Raw genomic sequence first — 18,130 nt, forward strand, 5'->3', positions numbered from 1 at the left:
GGTACTTTGATGGTATTAGTTTTTAAGTTTTGAGATATACTGTTGATCCCAATCTTTTTTAAGTTGAGTGAGAGATTTTACATTTTCATTAGGCACAGCTATAGAGAGAACATAATGTGCTATTTTGAGTTGATTGTTTTCTACAAACAATACACCGCTGCCTCTACAAATACCCATTTGAGTTTCTAATAACTCGTCAAAATAAGCTATGCCGTTCTTCGTATAAATATTACGTTCAAGCGGTGTAAAGGACCATGCTTTACCACGATCAAAATAAGGTTTTGAAAAAGCTTCAAATTCCGTCCTTGACCAGTTTTCTGTAGCGTCTGTACCTATAAAAACAGCATTTTGTGTCATTAATGAAAAGTAAGTCTCATAATCGGCCCTAGCAGCTGCATTATGCCAGTCGTCTAGTACTTGATTTACTTGTTTGTTTGATACATTTTTAATCGTTGCGCAGCTAGTCATAACCAGCCCCAAAACAAAATAAAGAATAGTTTTTTGCATGCCTAAAGATAATGACAAAACTACAAGTGTAATTCAGTCTAAAATATGTTGATTTTGAATGGTTTTAAGGAGTTGTGTATTTTGAAAACAAATAGAGCTAGCAATAATTGCTAGCTCTATTAAAAATGTATGGTCTTTAAATCTATTTCTGTAATAGGATTTCTGCCTTTTCTATAGTTTGTAAAGTAAAATCCTTAAGCTCTTTAATTTCTTTTACTTCTTCTTCTAGAATGGGTATTTTTTTATTTAACTCTTCTGCTGTAGAAGGCGATGGTTCACCGTAAGGAAATTTAGAACTGTAATCTTCCATCCAAGTAAACATGTCATCATAAGCTTTTTGGAGATCCATTTGAACATTCTCAATTTCCATTGCCTGGTCACCTTCTATTTTTTGAGCTTCTAATTTCTTTTTTAAAGAAAGTAATCTTCCCATGTCTGGCATGATAACATCGTGTGCTTTAATAGCCTCTTTCATAAGTGAATCATAAGTTTCAATTCTTGATTCTAATTGAAGTTGCTCCTCATTCTTAGATTCTTCTTTACATGAAAAAAGTAAAAGAGTAATTAGTAAAAGGCCTATAATATTTTTCATAACGCTAAATTTTTACAAAGATAAACTACAACAAAAGTTCATCCCTTTATTTTTGAATTTGATTTAATCCTGTAATTCACGAGATACTTGTTTCCTATAGCCTTTCATCCCATTTACAAGCACCCATTGCCAGATGGTCACAGATTTCCCATGATTAAATATGAGTTGTTACCGCAACAATTAATTCATGAAGGAGTAGCTACAGCTACTGATTTTTTTGAACCATCAAAGAAATGTGAACTGGACGATGTGTTACGAGTTCACACAAATACGTATTACAATGATTTAATAACTCTAAATCTAGAACGTAGAGCAGCACGCAAGTTGGGATTTCCTCTAAGTGAAGAATTGGTTCATCGAGAATTACTTATAGCACAGGGAACGATTGAAGGTTGCTTGCATGCTATTAAAAATGGAGTTGCTATGAATATCGCAGGAGGAACACATCATGCCTACACAGATCATGGGGAAGCATTTTGTTTACTAAACGATCAAGCGATAGCTGCAAGGTATCTTCAGAATAAGGGATATGCTCAAAAAATTCTTATAGTTGATCTAGATGTTCATCAAGGTAATGGTACGGCCCAAATTTTTAGGGAAGATGATAGTGTTTTTACTTTTTCCATGCATGGTGCCGGCAACTACCCTTTTAAAAAGGAAGAAAGCGATCTAGACATCGCCTTGCCCGATGGAACAGGTGATCGAGAATATTTGGAACTTCTACAAAAAACCTTACCCGATTTGATCAATACGGTAAAACCTGATTTTATTTTTTACCTCTGTGGCGTGGATGTGGTTGAGACCGATAAGTTAGGAAGACTTTCCTTGTCTCAAGAAGGTTGTAAAAAGCGAGATGAAATTGCTTTTTCTGCTTTCGCGAAAGCGGAATTATCAACTAAAGCTATAAAAAAATTAGACAGGAACTTTGCCAAAATCCCTGTCCAGTGTAGTATGGGTGGTGGATATTCTCCTGAGATTAAACACATAGTAAACGCACATACGAATACGTTTAAAGTGGCAAAGGAATATCTTATCTAAGCCATCCTTTTTTACGAGAACTGCGAGCAAAAAGCCACAGAAAAATACCCATTAAAAGTATAAAAATCGTGAAACCTTGTTCTGCTCCTGTGATCACTTGAGTAATTCCAGATGTGAAAAAATAAATCGTACTTATCACGATTCCTACTAAGCCTATTACTGATAGAGGTACTGCGATTTTACTTTTAAATAATAACATGACACAAGCTAAGAAGCTTACAATGGTTGCAATACCGTAATTGATCATGAACCACCAAGGCCTGTTTTCAACATATTCCATCACTTCATCGGTAAAGTCGGCATACATGATATCCGGTTTAAGGAGTTCTCCCATGAAGAATCCAACTCCTATTAAGTTCCATAATAAAAAGATGATTGCTAAAATCCAGAACCATAATTTAGGTTTTGCACTGTACGACATAATTGGTAGAGTTTTTTGGGTTGAGGTATAAAAATAAACAAAAGCCTTAAATCTTTGTTAACGTGTAAGAAAATATTTATAAAAGCTAGTTTATCACTATATCGTTATAGTTGAGAATTTTGTTACATTTAGCCACAATTTTTAAACAGCCTACAACCATGAATAAATCTATGAAACCAGAAAGTTTAATGATGTCATATGGCTACAAACCAGAACTTTCTGAAGGAGCTATAAAATGTCCCATTTTTCTTACTTCAACCTTTGTTTTCAAAAGCGCAGAAGAAGGTAAAGCCTATTTTGAATTGGCTTATGGAAAAAGAGAAAAGCTACCTGGTGAAGAAATGGGGCTTATTTACAGCCGTATAAATAATCCTGATCTTGAAATACTAGAAAATCGCTTGAGATTGTGGGATGGCGCCGATGATTGTGCTGTCTTTGAAAGTGGTATGAGTGCTATTTCAACTGTTCTATTAGAGTTTTTAAAACCAGGAGACCTATTAGTACATAGTTCACCAACTTATGGAGGAACAGATCATTTTATTAATCATTTCTTGCCAAAAATTGGTGTGCATACTTTAGGATTTACTTCCGAAATGAGTGAAGAAGATCTTGTAAAAGCGATTGAAGAAACAGGTCACGCATCGACTTTTGCCCACATGCATCTTGAAACTCCGGCAAATCCTACTAATTCATTGATTGATATAGAAATGTGTCGTAGAGTAGCCGATCGTTTTGTGACCGACGAGAAACCTGTTACTATTGCTGTGGATAATACCTATATGGGACCTTTATGGCAGCACCCATTAAAACATGGAGCAGATCTTGTAATGTATAGTGCTACTAAGTACATAGGCGGACACAGTGATTTAATTGCTGGTGCTGTTTTGGGTAATGCTGAAAATATGGTGAGAGTTAAAACCTTGCGTACCTTTTTAGGGAATATGGCCTCACCACATACTGGATGGATGTTGTTACGTAGTTTAGAAACACTTAAAATCCGGATGGAGGCAATGCAGGAAAATGCAATTAAAGTAGCAGAATTCCTTTCTAAACATGATAAAGTAGCAAGTATTAAGTATCTAGGACTGCTAGAGGAAGGAACGGAAAATCATCGTATTTACAAGCAACAATGTTCTGGTCCTGGTGCCATGGTAAGTTTTAAAATTAAAGGTGGTGAAAAAGAGGCTTTTAAATTTCTAAATTCTTTGCAGCTAGTAAAATTGGCTGTTTCTTTAGGTGGTACAGAGAGTCTTGCAGAACACCCAAAAACGATGACTCATGCTGGGGTAGATGAAGCGCATTTAGAAGCTATAGGTGTAACTGATGCATTGATTCGAATCTCGGTAGGTGTTGAAAATTACGAAGATCTTATTTGGGATATTGGTCAAGCTCTTGACCAGGTTACCATAAATGTTATTGAAACTGCTTAATTAAGTTTCATTTTGGCATCTATTTTGCCTTGTAATATGCGAACTTTGCAACTTGTATCGTTATCATATTATGAGGCATCTTTTTTTTACCCTTTTCATTACATTATTTACTACGTCGTTCATAACTGCTCAAGACACTAATTCTCAAGCACAATGTGAGTTAGATTTTCTAGATGATAAACTTACTTTTTTATCAGATGGGACGTTTCAAAATGAGCAAGTAGTAAAAGACGCTATAATCAAGCTAGAGCCATGTGGGATTGATGGATTTGATGCACAGTTCTTTGGGACTCTTAGAAATTTTTCAAAATTACTTTCTAAGATGACTGTAGGTGGCAAAAATGTTGAATCTCTTACTTATAAAGATTTGCTAGAAGAGCTTAAAAAGGTAAAGTCAACTACTGGTTATAAAAAAATTAGAGCCTTTTCAGAATTATCAGGTCAATTATCTACTCGTGTAGGTAATTACGAGAATTGGGAAAATGATAAGCAGTTGTTCATTGAATTAGGATCCTCTAATCAAATAATGGATAAAGTTGAGGAATATCTTAAAAAGAACCGAAACAATACACTTACCTATAAAGAAATTCTAGAAAAATTACAGAAGTAGGTTATTTGTTCTTTTGACGTTTTTCCCAGTTTTTACGTGCTAATTGTTGCATGTCTTCTATGTTGTCACTTTCATCCATAATTTCTAGACCCAACATAGTCTCGATAACATCTTCCATAGTGGCTAGACCTTGAACACTACCATAATCATCTACCACAAGAGCTATGTGCTCTTTAGTGGCTATCATTTTTTCAAATAGTTGAGGAATAGGCAAAGAGGCTGGTACCATAGCTATTTCTCTTTTCAAATCTCCTAGAGTTTCAGCAGGTTTGTCGTGAATAATATCAGCGAGTATGTGATCTTTTAACACGTAACCAATTATATCATCTCTATTTTTATTGAATATAGGAATACGCGAAAATCTTAGATCTTGGTTTTTTTCAAAAAACTCTTTGATAGGAGTGCTTTGTGCCGCCATAAACATAACTGACCTAGGTGTCATGATGTCTTTAACCTCGATTTGATTAAAGTTCATTAAACTCTTGATGTATTGTCCTTCGGTCTTTTCAAAAACACCTTCTTGTTCAGCTGTTTCTGTAAGTGCTACAAACTCTTCTCTTGTCATGGTGCTTATATGAGCACTTTTACCAATGGCTTTTGTAGTAAGTTGTAACATCCATAATATCCCTGTATACTTTAAGATGGCTACCATTATTTTTAAAGTACGAGTTGTAAAGCCCGTCAGTCCTTGCCAGTAAGTAGCACCTATCGTTTTAGGTATAATTTCAGACAGCACAAGTATAAGTACCGTCATTAATGCCGATATAACACCTACAAGTGGAATTCCCAGAACATTGTCTCTATATCCTTCATCGACAAGAGCCTCAGCTTGTACACCAACCATAATAGCACCAACTGTGTGTGCTAGTGTATTTAAGGTTAAAATAGCAATCAAAGGTTTGTCCACATCATCTTTAAGCTGCTTAAGATCTTTTACAAAAGCTGCACCTTCTTGTTCTTTAACCTTAATAAAGGTAGGTGAAATACTTAATAAAACAGCCTCTAGTATTGAGCATAAGAAGGAGAATAGTATTGAACCTATTGCATATATGATAAGCAGTGTCATGAAAATAGTTTATTTGTAAAGGTACTTTTTAAAAAAGGAAAAATAAGAAAGATTTAATCAACAAATCTAGGATCTGTAGGCATGGTAGTACCGCAATTGTTACAAGTACGCATTTCTTCACTACCATAAAATTGTTTGAATCTAGGTAAAAAATCTTTTTCTATATCATCTAATTTAAAGTAGGTTTCATGAAGCTTGTGATTACAATTGTCACAAAACCATAATAACCCATCGACTGCATCTTCACTTACCCTTTTGCGCTCGATGACCAGTCCTAAAGAATTTTCATGTCGTACGGGTGAATGAGGAACCTTTGCAGGATGTAAATACATATCACCTGGTCCTAATTTCATTGTTCTTTTCTTACCGTCTTCCTGAATATGAACTTCTATTTGGCCTTCTAATTGATAAAAAAGTTCCTCAGTTTCATTGTAATGATAATCTTTTCTAGCGTTGGGTCCAGCTACAATCATGACGATGTAATCACCAGATTCCGTATATAGATTTTTATTTCCTACTGGTGGTTTGAGTAAATCGCGATTATCTTCTATCCAATTATTCAGGTTGAAAGGTGGTGCTATGGCCATTACTTTTAATACTTAAATATTTTGATTAAAAATACCACTTATTTCAATTCTTTCTTAATTTCTGCCATTAAGGATGCTCCACCGTTTTCAAGAATTTTTTGTGATTGCGCTTTCGCGAAAGCGATATAATCCTCATGATTCATTTCCGATTTTAAATCTATCGAAGTATTTGTATCAAATCGAGTGCGTCCATCTAGACTTAATAGACAGCCTTTAAAAGTTAATGTGTTGTCAGAAATATGCGCGAGTGCACCAATAGGAGCGGTACAACCGCCTTCTAGTTCTCTAAGAAATGCGCGCTCTACATCTACACAGTATTGAGTGTTTTTATCATTAAGTCGCGCCGATGCTTCAACAGCATAAGTGTTCTTGGACATGGCTGCTACCATCATCGCTCCTTGTGCAGGTGCTGGAATAAAGCTGTCTAAATCTGTGTATTCAAAACCATAGTTAGCCTTTATCTTTTTAAGTAACCCGATTCTGTCTAAACCGGCTTTGGCAAATATTGCTGCACTCCAATCTTTATTAGTGTAAAGTTTTTCTAATCTAGTATTAACGTTACCTCGTAAGTCAACGACATTATGATGAGAATACATGTCTAGCCATTGTGATTTGCGTCTTAAACTTCCTGTAGCAATGGTGATAGAATCGTCTGGATTGAAATTTTCTTTATAGACTAGTATATCCTTGTGAGATGCTCGTGGCAGCACAGCTGCCTGTATCATGCCTTTAGGTAATTGGGTAGGAACATCTTTTAAACTGTGAACAGCAATATCAATCTCTCCATTAACAAGAGCGATATCTAATGTTTTTGTAAAGATGCCTGTGATTCCCATTTCATACAAAGGTTCACTCAAATTGAGATCACCTTGAGATTTAACTGGTCGCAACTCGGTTTGATAGCCTAAATTTTCTAATTCCTTTTGGACTGTAGTAGCTTGCCATAAGGCAAGCTCGCTATCTCGTGTTCCTATGATGATGGTTTGTGACATGCGACTGGTTTAATGTTGATGTAAAAGAAAGTTACAGGTATGTGTTTTTAAGAAGCTACTTTGTCAGAAAGCTTAAAGACTTTATTAAGCATGTCTATGGCTTCATCTGTGCTTTCATTCTCATCACGCAGGTGATTGGCAAAATGTCCGGCAATTTTTTGAATAATTTTATCGGCGATAAAATCTACTTGATCCTGATCAAAGTTATTTATTTTACTGCGATTGCTTTTAATTTCGGCTTCCTTCATTTTAGTGAGCTTAGCCTTAAGTGCTTGCATGGTAGGAGCAAACTTTCTTGATTCTTGCCAGATTTTGAATTCGGTATGAATTTCTTCAATAATGGCTAGCGCTTGTGGAATGAATTTCTCACGTCTAGCTAGGGTTTGATTAGTCATTTGTGATAATTCATCTAGGTGCACTAGTTGTACGTTTTCTAATTCCTTCACGTCCTCATTCACATTTTTAGGAATAGATAGGTCCATGATAAGTAAGGGTCTAGTCGTACAAATCAGATTTTTAGAAACGGTTGGGTTTTGTGCGCCGGTTGCCACTATAAGAATGTCTGATTGCGCAATCTCTTCTTCAAGTTGAGCATAATCCTTAACAATTAGATCAAATTTACCAGCTATTTTTTCTGCTTTTTCCTTAGTTCTATTGATTAAGGTAATCTTTTTATTTGAGGTGTGTTTAACGAGATTCTCACATGTATTACGACCTATTTTTCCAGTACCGAATAGCAAGATGTTCTTCTCATTATTAACTTGATAATTTTCTAGGATGTACTGTACGCTAGCAAAACTTACCGATGTTGCACCACTGCTTATTTGCGTCTCGGTCTTAATACGTTTACTGGCTTGTATCACTGCGTTAACCAATCTTTCCATATATGGATTAACCAGTTTGATAGCTTTTGATTTTTTAAAGGCAATTTTGAGCTGGCCTATAATTTCAAAATCTCCTAGAATTTGACTGTCCAATCCAGTTCCTACATTAAACAGATGCTCACAAGCTTTTTCGTTTTTGTGAACATAGGCAATCTTTTGAAAGTCTTCTACAGTTCCATGACTGTGCTCACATAACAATCTTATAAGTTGAAAAGGATGTTGGGCAAATCCATATAACTCGGTCCTGTTACATGTGGATATTACCACTAGCGATGGGATACCATCTCTTTTTGCCTCATTAAGAAGATTGCTAGTAGCATCTTCTGATAATGAGAATGTTCCACGCATTTCAGCATCAGCTTTTTTATAGCTAATTCCAATTGCGTAAAAAGAAAAATGTTTGTTGTTACCTGAATGCATACCCTTGTTAAGGAAGTGTCGCAAAGTTATTGTTGTCCTTAAAAGAAAAATAACGCTACAAGTTCGTTTTTCTACGCTATATGTTATTTTTGCTAAAATCTTGCTTCTTGTATAGGCAAGTACTGTTATGAGTACGCTTTCGCGAAAGCGTAATATCTATTATTTAGAGTGAATATAAATAAGCTATTATGGAAAATATCGCCATAGGTGCCAGAGAGGTTACAAGAATTGAAGACGGATTTAATGTAATTAGAATCAAAAATGATACTGATAACAACACAGGTTTCAATTATGAGGTTGATCAAAGTTTTTTACAATTTCATTTTTGCCTAAAGGGTAAGGTAGAAATGGCTTTTAATAATGGTAGTTATAAGCTTAATTTGTTGGAGCAAAATTCATACATGCTCTATAATCCTTCACGAGGATTACCTATGGATCTTAAAATAGCTCCTTCTAGTTGGTTCATTTCTGTATTAGTTTCTATTAAAAAATTTCACTCATTATTTTCTCCAGATGCTGAACACGTAAGCTTTTTGAGTCCCGAAAACGCAGATAAGAAGTATTACGTTGATGATAAAATAAGTCCTTCAATGGCGGTTGTACTTCATCAACTTATGAATTACAATCTTAACGACGCTATCAAAAAATTATATTTCAAGGGTAAGGCTTATGAATTGTTGTCTCTTTATTTCAATAGGGAAGAAGATGCCAATGTTGACGCTTGTCCTTTTCTGGCAGATGAGGAGAACATGAAAAAGATTAAAAAGGCCAAAGATATTGTTCTAGAGCGCATGACTGATTTGCCATCCTTACAAGACCTAGCACTTGAAATAGGTTTATCTCTTAAGAAATTGAAGGAAGGTTTTAAAGAGGTTTATGGTGAAACTGTTTATGGATTTGCCCTGGATCATAAAATGGAGTACGCCAGACAATTGCTTGATAGTGGGCAGTATAATGTAAATGAAGTAGGACTCAAGGTTGGGTATTCTACTGCGAGTCACTTTATAAGTGCTTTTAAAAAGAAATACGGTACTACTCCAAAGAAGTATTTATCCAATTAGAATTGATGTAAGCAACCTTTTTTTTAATCAGTTGGGATTCTTCATAGCTTATGCAATAAACTTTTAACGGTATTTTCATTTCTTGATGATTTGTTGCAAGGCATAAGGAAGAATCTATAGGGTTGAAGGATAAAGCCTTTATACTAGAGAATCTTTCCTGAAAGATGATTTTATCATTGTACGTACAGATATACTGGTTTTTCGTTATTAAAATATGATCGGTTGGTTCGTACGATTTTTTTAAAAACAAGGATAACCATCCCATAATGTGGTAGCATAAAAAATGTCTTGCACTGTTGTTGTTTGATTTCTCAAGAAGAATTTCTCCTGATTCCTGCTTGGATAAGGAAATGATCTTGCCTCTATTCATAATCTAAACCCCATTTGATTAATTTTCTTAAATTTTTAGTTAAGTCTAAAAATTTATTTATGCGTAACAAATATTATGTTTAATTTTGAATCATGCATTCAGTAAGCGAAGAAAATTATATTAAAGCTATCTATCATTTACAGAAAGGTAAGGACCTCGTTGCAACTAATGATATTGCGGCACGCATGGATACTAAGGCATCCTCTGTAACTGATATGCTTAAAAAGTTAGCCGATAAAAACCTAGCACAGTATGTTCCCTACAAGGGATCTAGACTTACCGAGGATGGTTTTAAGTGTGCTATTCAAATTATCAGGAAACACCGGTTATGGGAGTTGTTTTTAGTTGAAAAGCTCAATTTTAACTGGGATGAAGTACACGAAATAGCAGAACAACTGGAACATATTCAATCTCAAAAATTGATTAATCAACTAGATGCTCATTTAGGTTTTCCTAAGCACGATCCACATGGCGATCCTATTCCAGATTCCAATGGTGTAATGGAACATAGGGAACAAATTCCTTTGTCCCAGCTAGCTTTAAATAAGAACTCTAGACTCACAGGTATAAGAGATTCGTCAACTGAATTTCTTCAATACCTAGATAAACATCATATAAAACTAGGTAGTGTGCTTAAAGTTGTTGATAGAGAGGTTTTTGATTTATCCTGTAGTTTGTTGGCAGATGATAAGGAACTTCATATCTCAAAACAAATAGCAGATAAATTACTGGTTAAAACAGAAGGATGAAGCAAATAATTTTGAGCCTTTTACTAATATGTGCTTTACCAATTTTAGCACAAGAAACAGTCTCAGTATCAGAAACCTTGATCACTGACAGACCAGATGCTACAGAATCACCTTATACTGTAGGTAAGGGTAATTTTCAAATAGAAACAGGTGCTTTATTTACTGAAAATGGTGATGATGATTTTAATGTAAAGCGATTTGTCTTTAACGCAGGTCTATTACGTTATGGACTTAGTGATGATTTTGAATTGCGATTGGGTTGGGATTATCAAAATGAACGCCTTACTTCACAAGGTAGAGAACTGTCTGATGCTACAGGTTTCACTCCATTATTGGTCGGAGGAAAAATTGAAATTACTGATGAAAACGGTTGGATTCCTCAAATAGGTTTAATGACTCACCTTCGGCTGCCCTTTACAGCAGTAACCGAATTTAAACCGGAACAAACTGGGATGGAAATGATTTTTTCTTTTGATCATACACTTTCTAACAGCACTAGCATAGCCTATAATTTAGGAGCTAGGGTGGCAGATAATCGGTCTATAGAATATTTGTATACTGTCGCTTATGGATTTGATATTACAAAGAAATTTGGAGCTTACATAGAATTATATGGTGCTTTACCAGAAGACACCACAGCATATCACTTATGGGATGCTGGTTGTACTTATTTAGTGAATAATAATTTACAGCTAGATGTTACGGTAGGAACAGGATTTAACTCAACCGCAGCCGATCAAAATATTTTACTAAGTGCTGGTTTCAGTTACAGAATACTAAAGAAGTAATCATGAAAAAAACATTATTCATTTTATTAATAATTCTGATTTCGGCTTGTAAACAGCAGCCTAAAGAACAACCATCGGGTAAACTGAAGGTGGTGACCACAACCACCATGATTACAGATTTAGTTCAAGAAATTGGAGGTGATGTAATAGAATTAGAAGGTCTTATGGGAAGCGGTATCGATCCACACTTATATAAGGCAAGCCAAGGCGACGTGCGCAAGCTTTCTCAGGCCGATGTCATATTTTACAATGGATTACATCTGGAAGGTAAATTAGTAGAAGTATTTGAGAAAATGAATCAACAAGGTAAACGTACAGTTGCAGTGAGTGATGCCTTGGATAAAAGTACTCTCATAGGCAGTGATTATTTTGCTAGTAGTTACGATCCACATATTTGGTTTAATCTGGAGTACTGGGAACAAATCACCAGTTTTGTTACTAAAGAATTAATCAAGCTAGATCAAAATAATGAGTCGGTTTATAAGGCTAATGAAGAAATCTATCTGAAGAAATTATCTAATTTGAAAGAGGAGCTTGATAAAAATATTAATACTCTTCCATCAGAGCAACGTATTCTAGTAACAGCACACGATGCATTTAATTATTTTGGACGCAGTTTCAATTTTGAAGTAGTAGGTCTACAAGGGCTTTCAACCGCGACTGAAGCTGGTGTAAAGGATGTACAACGACTTACTGACTTTATTATAGAAAACAATATCAAAGCAATCTTTATTGAAAGCAGTGTGCCACGTCGTACGGTAGAAGCTTTACAAAAAGCAGTTCAAGCACGTAATCATGAGGTCAATATAGGTGGCGAATTATTTAGCGATGCACTAGGAAGTGCAGGAACAGCTGAAGGAACTTATATAGGAATGTATAAGCATAACGTGGCAACAATAGTAAATGCACTTAAATAATGGCAGATAAAATTGCAGTAGCTGTAGATGATTTAACAGTAGCTTACAACTACAAACCAGTCCTTTGGGATATTGACCTGTCTATTCCAGAAGGAGTACTTATGGCTATTGTTGGACCCAACGGCGCTGGTAAATCTACTTTGATAAAATCCATTTTAGGAATTATTGATCCCATTGCAGGTTCTGTTAAAATTTATGATAAACCTTATCACAAACAACGCCATCAAGTAGCATATGTTCCTCAAAAGGGTAGTGTGGATTGGGATTTTCCTACTACTGCTCTAGATGTAGTCATGATGGGAACCTATGGTGCCTTAGGCTGGATTAAAAGGCCAGGTAATAAACAGAAAAAACAGTCCCTAGAAGCGCTTGAAAAAGTAGGAATGCTTCCTTTTAAGAACAGGCAAATCAATCAGCTTTCTGGTGGACAACAGCAGCGTGTTTTTTTAGCCCGAGCATTAGTTCAAAATGCGTCAATTTATTTTATGGATGAACCTTTCCAAGGTGTTGATGCAACTACCGAAATTGCTATAATAAATATCTTAAAAGAGCTTAGAAAAGCAGGAAAGACCGTAATTGTCGTTCACCACGATTTACAAACGGTACCCGAGTATTTTGATTGGGTAACTTTCTTAAATGTAAAACACATTGCTACTGGTCCGGTCAAAGATATTTTTAATGATGACAATTTAACCAAAACCTATGGGATTAATTACAAGGTTGCTGTACAGCAATAATGGAGTTGTAAGTGATGCTTTCGCGAAAGCGTAATACAAATTATCCATGATGGACATAACAAGTTTTTTTACGGACTATACACTGCGCACCATAACACTGGGAACGGCTGTTCTGGGAGCTATTTGTGGTATGTTAGGAAGTTTTGCGGTTCTAAGAAAACAAAGTTTGCTGGGTGATGCTATTTCTCATGCAGCCCTGCCTGGAATAGCGCTTGCCTTCCTTTTTACTGGTCTTAAAGATTCTAATGTTTTACTGTTAGGAGCACTTGTGAGCGGATTTATAGGTACGGTTTGGATAAGAGGAATAGTAACAAAAACGCACCTTAAAACAGATACTGCTTTAGGGTTAATTTTGAGTTTGTTTTTTGGTTTTGGAGAGTTAGTTCTTAGTTACTTAAAAAAACAACCTGACGCTAATCAAGCAGGTTTGGATAAATATTTATTTGGTCAAGCTGCGACACTTGTAGAGAGTGATGTTATCTTAATGATTATAGTAACGGGTATAAGTCTGGTTATAATGCTTCTGTTTTGGAAAGAATTTAAACTGTTGCTTTTTGATAAAAATTATGCTCTCACCTTAGGATTTAATACCAGAGTTATTGATGGGCTTATTAGTTTTTTTATAGTTCTAGCTATTGTAATTGGGTTGCAAACTGTAGGAGTAGTTTTAATGAGTGCCATGCTGCTGGCTCCAGCTGCTGCTGCTAGACAATGGACAAATAGTCTAGGTGTAATGGTGTTGTTAGCAGCTGTTTTTGGAGCTGTTGCAGGTGTTGTAGGTACAGGAATAAGTGCTAGTTACAATAATTTATCTACGGGTCCTGTTATTGTTTTGGTAGCATCAGTATTTGTTGGATTCTCCTTTGTTTTTTCACCTTCAAGAGGATTGCTTTTTAAACAAATTAGACTAGTGCGCAATCGCAGGGATCTACACCTTAAAAAAACACTACAATTTATGTACTCTATCGTTGAGAAACATGACGATATAAGTAGACCACACGCAATACGCATCCTTAATCAGTTTCAAGGTTACTCTAAAGGAACGCTAAGACAGTTAGAAGAAAAAAACTGGATTGAAATCAAAGGCGATACATGGTCATTGACTACAACGGGATTTCATACTGCACAAAATTTGTATAACAACAACGTACCTCAATCATGAATCCAGAAATAGCAATCCTTTTAATTTCATGTCTTACCGCGGTAGCTTGTGCTATACCAGGTGTGTTTTTGGTACTTCGTAAAATGGCCTTGATAAGCGATGCGATCTCTCACTCTATTCTTCCAGGAATAGTAATTGGATTTTTTATTACTCATGATCTTGCATCACCGTGGCTTATATTATTGGCTGCAATTAGTGGAATTGTAACAGTATGGTTAGTAGAGGCTATCCAAAAAACTGGACTTGTTAAAGAGGATACTGCTATTGGATTAGTTTTTCCTGCATTGTTTAGCATCGGAGTTTTATTAATAGCTATTTATGCAAACGATGTACATCTGGATACAGATGCTGTGCTAGTTGGGAAATTAGAATACGCTCCATTTGATAATTGGATAATAAATTCAAGTAGTAGTCAGGAAGGAATTACCAATCCAGAAGATTTTATTAATATGGGCCCTAAAAGCTTATGGACTACGGGATCTGTTTTGTTGGTTACCTTAGTGTTGTTAGGACTTTTTTATAAAGAATTAAAGCTAAGTACTTTTGATATTGGCTTAACTAGTGCATTAGGTTTTTCACCAGTGATTCTTCATTATGGATTAATGAGTGTCGCATCTGTTACCACTGTGGTTTCCTTTGATGCAGTAGGCGCCATTCTAGTAGTTGCATTAATGATCGCGCCGGCAGCGACCGCTTATTTACTTACTAACGATTTGAAAAAAATGTTGCTGCTCTCTGTAGTTTTTGGAATTCTTGCGGCCTTTGGAGGATACTACTTATCCATGTGGTTAGATGCGTCTATATCAGGATCGATTACAACCGTTCTAGGTTTAATTTTTCTTCTCGTTTATTTATTTGCTCCTTCAAGAGGATTACTAGCAGTATTGTTTAGACAACGCAGGCAACGTACCGAGGTTTCTCTTCTCACGTTCTTGCTGCACTTAAACAATCACGACAGTATCGAGGAGCGCAGTGTAACACATTTACAAGAGCATATTAATTGGGGTAAAGTACGTGCCAAAAAAGTATTGAAACTGGCGCTAGAGAATAACATGATATCAAAAAATGGTGATGTAATTACATTATCCAATAAGGGTAAAGAGTTTACTGAAAAAGCTCTGGATTACATCATTACTAACAAGGATGAGAAGATCGAAGATATGAAGGACGATTTCTTCTTGTTTAGAGGTTAAAAGTGCAATCAAAAAAGGACAGTTTTTACTGTCCTTTTTTGATTTTAATGGTAATCTCTCAGTTTAAAATTGAGCCTTTCTCTTCTCTAAAAATGCGGTTGTACCTTCTTTAAAATCGTCCGTTCCAAAACTCGCTCCGAAACAGTCAATCTCAGTTTGATAACCATTTATTCCATCTACATAACCAGCATTTACAGCGTCAATGGCAGCTCCTATAGCTACTGGGCTGTTTTTCATTATTTTGCCAGCTATTTTTTCACAAGTAGGTATTAATTCTTCACTTGTTACCACGTGATTCACAAGACCATAAGAGTGAGCCGTCGCTGCATCAATCATTCCAGCTGTCATTATCATTTCCATAGCACGACCTTTACCAATTAATTGGGGTAAACGTTGTGTACCACCGTATCCAGGAATTACTCCTAGAGATACTTCAGGCAAACCTACTCGTGCATTGTCGCTAGCTATTCTAAAATGAGCTGCCATCGCAAGTTCTAATCCACCACCTAGTGCAAAACCATTAACGGCTGCAATGATGGGTTTACTACAGTTTTCTACCTTATCAAATAGTGATTCTTGACCTAATCTCGCAAGCTCTTTTCCTTGTTCAGGAGAAAAATCGGCAAATTCTGAAATATCGGCACCGGCTACAAAGGCTTTTTCACCACTACCTGTTAGAATGACAACTCTAACCTCTTGATTATTTTCAACATCATCTATCGCTTGACTTAACTCGGCGATTGTAGCTTTATTCAAAGCGTTTAATTTACTTGGTCGGTTTATAGTGATGGTTGCGATTCTGTTTTCTACAGCAATTAGAATGTTTTCCATGTTTAATATTTTCTTGTAAAAATAAGGTATCTATATCTTTTGTTTCAGCACAGCAGTGTGATGTTTGAGAGATGATTGTGGTTGTTACGCTTTCGCGAAAGCGTAAACTTATATATAACCTAGTTTCAAGTTCAAGTAGGATCATTTACAAACGTTTAATTTTTCTACGTAACTTGCTGCAATGAAAGTAACTAAACAGTGTCCTGAATGTGGTGATGAGGTACGAGGTCGAGCAGATAAACGATTTTGTAGTGATTATTGCAGGAATGTTGCCAATAACAAGCTCAACAAAGATAGTACAGCTCTCATGCGTAATATTAATAATCGATTGAGGAAAAACTGGCGTGTTCTTAAAAGTATTAATGTAAATGATAAAACCAAAACTACTCGTAACAAACTGCTAGCAGAAGGTTTTGACTTTAATTTTTTTACTAGTATTTACACCACTAAAAAAGGGACGATTTACTATTTTGTCTATGATCAAGGTTATCTTCCTATGGATGACGATTATTATTTAATTGTTAAACGGGAATAATAAGACGGCTGTAATAAAGTTATAGGCATATCTATGAATATCACAGAAGATAAAAATGTATTGAGATGGGTGATCATTGGTTTTTCAGTAGTCACGGTGAGTATTATACTTTGGAACACCTATGTGTTTTTTCAAGGTGTAAAAGAAATGGAACGTAAAAATATTGCGGAATATGCTACAGCTGTAAAAGACCTACAAAACGCTCCTAAAAATGCTTACATAGGGGATTTGGGTTTTACTGTTGCTCAAAACATGACAAGTATACCCTTAATAAGGGTAACTTATAAAGGTGAAATAAGTACTAGAAATTTACCTGCTAACATTGAAGAGACAGATACTGTACGAATAAAACAGCTTATTGAAATATATAAATCACAAAATGAGCCCTACATCATTAATTACGAAGGAAAACCCATAAGCACCATATATTATGGTAATAGTGATGTGATAAATAAAATTAAGTATTATCCACTGGCGCTGGTTGTGGTTATGGTGTTATTTAGTTTTGTTATTTGGTTTTTTTACAGATCAACTAAGGCCAGCGAACAAAATAAGTTGTGGGCTGGTATGGCTAAAGAAAGTGCTCATCAAATAGGAACTCCTCTATCATCACTGGTAGGATGGACACACATTTTGAGAGACTCTAAAGTAGAGCCTTCTTACATCGATGAGATGGAAAAGGATATTAATAGATTGAAAACTATTACAGACCGTTTTTCAAAAATAGGATCGGTTCCTAAACTAGTAAAAGCTGATGTTGTAGAAGAAACTAGGCAAGCTACTGATTATCTTAAAAACCGTGTCTCTAAACTAGTTGAGATAACTATGGATTTACCTGAACAACCTATTCCTGTTTTACTTAATAAAGAGTTATACGCTTGGGTAATAGAAAACCTAATTAAAAATGGTATTGATGCCATGAAAGGGAAAGGAGCTTTACATGTGTTTGTTAAAGCAGAGGTTAGGCAGGTTTCAATTCAAATTTCAGATACTGGTAAAGGAATTCCTAAGAACGACTGGAAGCGTATTTTCACTCCTGGATTTACCACCAAAAAACGAGGATGGGGTCTTGGTTTATCTCTAGCAAAAAGAATTATTCATGACTACCACAAGGGTAAAATAAAAGTAATGGATAGTAAAAAAAATGTAGGTACTACCTTTGAAATAACTATCGATAGAATTTAATAGCAAAAAAAAAATGTCCATTTAATTTATTAAATGGACATTTATATAGCGTAGT

The 18,130-nt window shown here is 35.5% G+C and carries 21 protein-coding genes; 12 read left to right on the forward strand and 9 right to left on the reverse strand.

Features of this window, described 5'->3' with window-relative positions; genetic code table 11:
- Positions 1–15: 15 nt before the first annotated feature.
- Together AAT17_RS08390 and AAT17_RS08395 are read right to left on the reverse strand one after the other, a co-directional pair.
- Positions 16–468, reverse strand: a complete 453-nt coding sequence (locus AAT17_RS08390) for a nuclear transport factor 2 family protein (protein WP_157539296.1) — start codon at positions 466–468, stop codon at positions 16–18.
- Positions 469–649: 181 nt separating this feature from the next.
- Positions 650–1,099: a hypothetical protein gene (locus tag AAT17_RS08395; RefSeq protein WP_060523614.1), complete on the reverse strand. Its 450-nt coding sequence runs from the start codon at positions 1,097–1,099 to the stop codon at positions 650–652.
- Positions 1,100–1,186: 87 nt separating this feature from the next.
- On the opposite strand from AAT17_RS08395, the gene AAT17_RS08400 reads away from it, so the two are divergent.
- A complete protein-coding gene (locus tag AAT17_RS08400) occupies positions 1,187–2,137 on the forward strand; it encodes a histone deacetylase (RefSeq protein ID WP_060523615.1) in 951 nt (316 codons plus the stop codon).
- Here AAT17_RS08400 and AAT17_RS08405 read toward each other — a convergent pair.
- Positions 2,130–2,558 carry a hypothetical protein gene (locus AAT17_RS08405; protein ID WP_042277085.1) on the reverse strand — a complete coding sequence of 143 codons (429 nt, stop codon included), beginning with the start codon at positions 2,556–2,558 and terminating at the stop codon, positions 2,130–2,132. The two genes, AAT17_RS08400 and AAT17_RS08405, sit on opposite strands and share 8 nt — an antisense overlap.
- Positions 2,559–2,716: 158 nt before the next feature.
- On the opposite strand from AAT17_RS08405, the gene AAT17_RS08410 reads away from it, so the two are divergent.
- Together AAT17_RS08410 and AAT17_RS08415 are read left to right on the forward strand one after the other, a co-directional pair.
- A complete protein-coding gene (locus tag AAT17_RS08410) occupies positions 2,717–3,988 on the forward strand; it encodes a cystathionine gamma-synthase family protein (RefSeq protein ID WP_060523616.1) in 1,272 nt (423 codons plus the stop codon).
- A 70-nt stretch (positions 3,989–4,058) separates the two neighbouring features.
- Positions 4,059–4,598 carry a hypothetical protein gene (locus AAT17_RS08415; RefSeq protein WP_060523617.1) on the forward strand — a complete coding sequence of 180 codons (540 nt, stop codon included), beginning with the start codon at positions 4,059–4,061 and terminating at the stop codon, positions 4,596–4,598.
- A 1-nt stretch (position 4,599) separates the two neighbouring features.
- Here AAT17_RS08415 and AAT17_RS08420 read toward each other — a convergent pair whose 3' ends face one another.
- From AAT17_RS08420 to hemA, 4 genes are read right to left on the reverse strand one after another with little or no spacing between them, the layout of a single operon-like run.
- Positions 4,600–5,664, reverse strand: coding sequence for a CNNM domain-containing protein (locus AAT17_RS08420; protein ID WP_042277093.1), 1,065 nt, complete (start codon positions 5,662–5,664; stop codon positions 4,600–4,602).
- A gap of 53 nt (positions 5,665–5,717) precedes the next feature.
- A complete protein-coding gene (locus AAT17_RS08425) occupies positions 5,718–6,251 on the reverse strand; it encodes a 3-hydroxyanthranilate 3,4-dioxygenase (RefSeq protein ID WP_060523618.1) in 534 nt (177 codons plus the stop codon).
- A gap of 38 nt (positions 6,252–6,289) precedes the next feature.
- The gene (hemC, locus tag AAT17_RS08430; RefSeq protein ID WP_042277099.1) at positions 6,290–7,243 is read right to left on the reverse strand and encodes a hydroxymethylbilane synthase; all 954 of its coding nucleotides are present in this window, start codon (positions 7,241–7,243) and stop codon (positions 6,290–6,292) included.
- A 47-nt stretch (positions 7,244–7,290) separates the two neighbouring features.
- On the reverse strand, positions 7,291–8,547 hold the full coding sequence (gene hemA, locus AAT17_RS08435) for a glutamyl-tRNA reductase (protein ID WP_060523619.1): 1,257 nt from the start codon (positions 8,545–8,547) through the stop codon (positions 7,291–7,293).
- Positions 8,548–8,735: 188 nt separating this feature from the next.
- On the opposite strand from hemA, the gene AAT17_RS08440 reads away from it, so the two are divergent.
- Complete coding sequence (locus AAT17_RS08440; RefSeq protein WP_042277104.1) at positions 8,736–9,608, forward strand: helix-turn-helix transcriptional regulator; 873 nt, start codon at positions 8,736–8,738, stop codon at positions 9,606–9,608.
- On the opposite strand, the gene AAT17_RS13320 is transcribed toward AAT17_RS08440, so the two are convergent.
- On the reverse strand, positions 9,580–9,978 hold the full coding sequence (locus AAT17_RS13320) for a hypothetical protein (RefSeq protein ID WP_157539255.1): 399 nt from the start codon (positions 9,976–9,978) through the stop codon (positions 9,580–9,582). The genes AAT17_RS08440 and AAT17_RS13320 overlap by 29 nt on opposite strands.
- A gap of 92 nt (positions 9,979–10,070) precedes the next feature.
- Between AAT17_RS13320 and AAT17_RS08445 the strand changes: the two genes are divergently transcribed.
- The 6 genes from AAT17_RS08445 to AAT17_RS08470 are packed head-to-tail and all read left to right on the forward strand — an operon-like array spanning position 10,071 to position 15,524.
- Positions 10,071–10,727, forward strand: a complete 657-nt coding sequence (locus AAT17_RS08445) for a metal-dependent transcriptional regulator (protein WP_060523620.1) — start codon at positions 10,071–10,073, stop codon at positions 10,725–10,727.
- The gene (locus AAT17_RS08450; RefSeq protein WP_060523621.1) at positions 10,724–11,515 is read left to right on the forward strand and encodes a transporter; all 792 of its coding nucleotides are present in this window, start codon (positions 10,724–10,726) and stop codon (positions 11,513–11,515) included. Before AAT17_RS08445 ends, AAT17_RS08450 begins: the two co-directional genes overlap by 4 nt.
- Before the next feature lie 2 nt (positions 11,516–11,517).
- Positions 11,518–12,432: a zinc ABC transporter substrate-binding protein gene (locus AAT17_RS08455; protein ID WP_060523622.1), complete on the forward strand. Its 915-nt coding sequence runs from the start codon at positions 11,518–11,520 to the stop codon at positions 12,430–12,432.
- Positions 12,432–13,169, forward strand: a complete 738-nt coding sequence (locus AAT17_RS08460; protein ID WP_060523623.1) for a metal ABC transporter ATP-binding protein — start codon at positions 12,432–12,434, stop codon at positions 13,167–13,169. The genes AAT17_RS08455 and AAT17_RS08460 overlap by 1 nt, the downstream gene beginning before the upstream one ends.
- Before the next feature lie 49 nt (positions 13,170–13,218).
- Entirely contained in the window at positions 13,219–14,331 is a 1,113-nt protein-coding gene (locus AAT17_RS08465) for a metal ABC transporter permease (protein ID WP_060525058.1), read from the forward strand.
- Positions 14,325–15,524: a metal ABC transporter permease gene (locus AAT17_RS08470; RefSeq protein WP_060523624.1), complete on the forward strand. Its 1,200-nt coding sequence runs from the start codon at positions 14,325–14,327 to the stop codon at positions 15,522–15,524. Before AAT17_RS08465 ends, AAT17_RS08470 begins: the two co-directional genes overlap by 7 nt.
- A gap of 63 nt (positions 15,525–15,587) precedes the next feature.
- Here AAT17_RS08470 and AAT17_RS08475 read toward each other — a convergent pair whose 3' ends face one another.
- Positions 15,588–16,355: an enoyl-CoA hydratase/isomerase family protein gene (locus tag AAT17_RS08475; RefSeq protein ID WP_060523625.1), complete on the reverse strand. Its 768-nt coding sequence runs from the start codon at positions 16,353–16,355 to the stop codon at positions 15,588–15,590.
- A gap of 181 nt (positions 16,356–16,536) precedes the next feature.
- Here AAT17_RS08475 and AAT17_RS08480 point away from each other — a divergent pair, with 181 nt between their 5' ends.
- Positions 16,537–16,890: a hypothetical protein gene (locus AAT17_RS08480; protein ID WP_060523626.1), complete on the forward strand. Its 354-nt coding sequence runs from the start codon at positions 16,537–16,539 to the stop codon at positions 16,888–16,890.
- Positions 16,891–16,923: 33 nt separating this feature from the next.
- Complete coding sequence (locus AAT17_RS08485; protein WP_042277119.1) at positions 16,924–18,075, forward strand: PAS domain-containing sensor histidine kinase; 1,152 nt, start codon at positions 16,924–16,926, stop codon at positions 18,073–18,075.
- Positions 18,076–18,130 lie beyond the last annotated feature (55 nt).

The organism is Nonlabens sp. MIC269 (assembly GCF_001430865.1).
Taxonomy (GTDB): Bacteria; Bacteroidota; Bacteroidia; order Flavobacteriales; family Flavobacteriaceae; genus Nonlabens; species Nonlabens tegetincola.

Excerpts from the sequence above, each read along its gene's own strand:
- AAT17_RS08390 (WP_157539296.1), bottom strand. The coding sequence starts at position 468 with ATGACTAGCTGCGCAACGATTAAAAATGTATCAAACAAACAAGTAAAT.
- AAT17_RS08395 (WP_060523614.1), bottom strand. The coding sequence starts at position 1,099 with ATGAAAAATATTATAGGCCTTTTACTAATTACTCTTTTACTTTTTTCA.
- AAT17_RS08405 (WP_042277085.1), bottom strand. The coding sequence starts at position 2,558 with ATGTCGTACAGTGCAAAACCTAAATTATGGTTCTGGATTTTAGCAATC.
- AAT17_RS08410 (WP_060523616.1), top strand. The coding sequence starts at position 2,717 with ATGAATAAATCTATGAAACCAGAAAGTTTAATGATGTCATATGGCTAC.
- AAT17_RS08415 (WP_060523617.1), top strand. The coding sequence starts at position 4,059 with ATGAGGCATCTTTTTTTTACCCTTTTCATTACATTATTTACTACGTCG.
- AAT17_RS08420 (WP_042277093.1), bottom strand. The coding sequence starts at position 5,664 with ATGACACTGCTTATCATATATGCAATAGGTTCAATACTATTCTCCTTC.
- AAT17_RS08425 (WP_060523618.1), bottom strand. The coding sequence starts at position 6,251 with ATGGCCATAGCACCACCTTTCAACCTGAATAATTGGATAGAAGATAAT.
- hemC (WP_042277099.1), bottom strand. The coding sequence starts at position 7,243 with ATGTCACAAACCATCATCATAGGAACACGAGATAGCGAGCTTGCCTTA.
- hemA (WP_060523619.1), bottom strand. The coding sequence starts at position 8,547 with ATGCATTCAGGTAACAACAAACATTTTTCTTTTTACGCAATTGGAATT.
- AAT17_RS08440 (WP_042277104.1), top strand. The coding sequence starts at position 8,736 with ATGGAAAATATCGCCATAGGTGCCAGAGAGGTTACAAGAATTGAAGAC.
- AAT17_RS13320 (WP_157539255.1), bottom strand. The coding sequence starts at position 9,978 with ATGAATAGAGGCAAGATCATTTCCTTATCCAAGCAGGAATCAGGAGAA.
- AAT17_RS08445 (WP_060523620.1), top strand. The coding sequence starts at position 10,071 with ATGCATTCAGTAAGCGAAGAAAATTATATTAAAGCTATCTATCATTTA.
- AAT17_RS08450 (WP_060523621.1), top strand. The coding sequence starts at position 10,724 with ATGAAGCAAATAATTTTGAGCCTTTTACTAATATGTGCTTTACCAATT.
- AAT17_RS08455 (WP_060523622.1), top strand. The coding sequence starts at position 11,518 with ATGAAAAAAACATTATTCATTTTATTAATAATTCTGATTTCGGCTTGT.
- AAT17_RS08460 (WP_060523623.1), top strand. The coding sequence starts at position 12,432 with ATGGCAGATAAAATTGCAGTAGCTGTAGATGATTTAACAGTAGCTTAC.
- AAT17_RS08465 (WP_060525058.1), top strand. The coding sequence starts at position 13,219 with ATGGACATAACAAGTTTTTTTACGGACTATACACTGCGCACCATAACA.
- AAT17_RS08475 (WP_060523625.1), bottom strand. The coding sequence starts at position 16,355 with ATGGAAAACATTCTAATTGCTGTAGAAAACAGAATCGCAACCATCACT.
- AAT17_RS08480 (WP_060523626.1), top strand. The coding sequence starts at position 16,537 with ATGAAAGTAACTAAACAGTGTCCTGAATGTGGTGATGAGGTACGAGGT.
- AAT17_RS08485 (WP_042277119.1), top strand. The coding sequence starts at position 16,924 with ATGAATATCACAGAAGATAAAAATGTATTGAGATGGGTGATCATTGGT.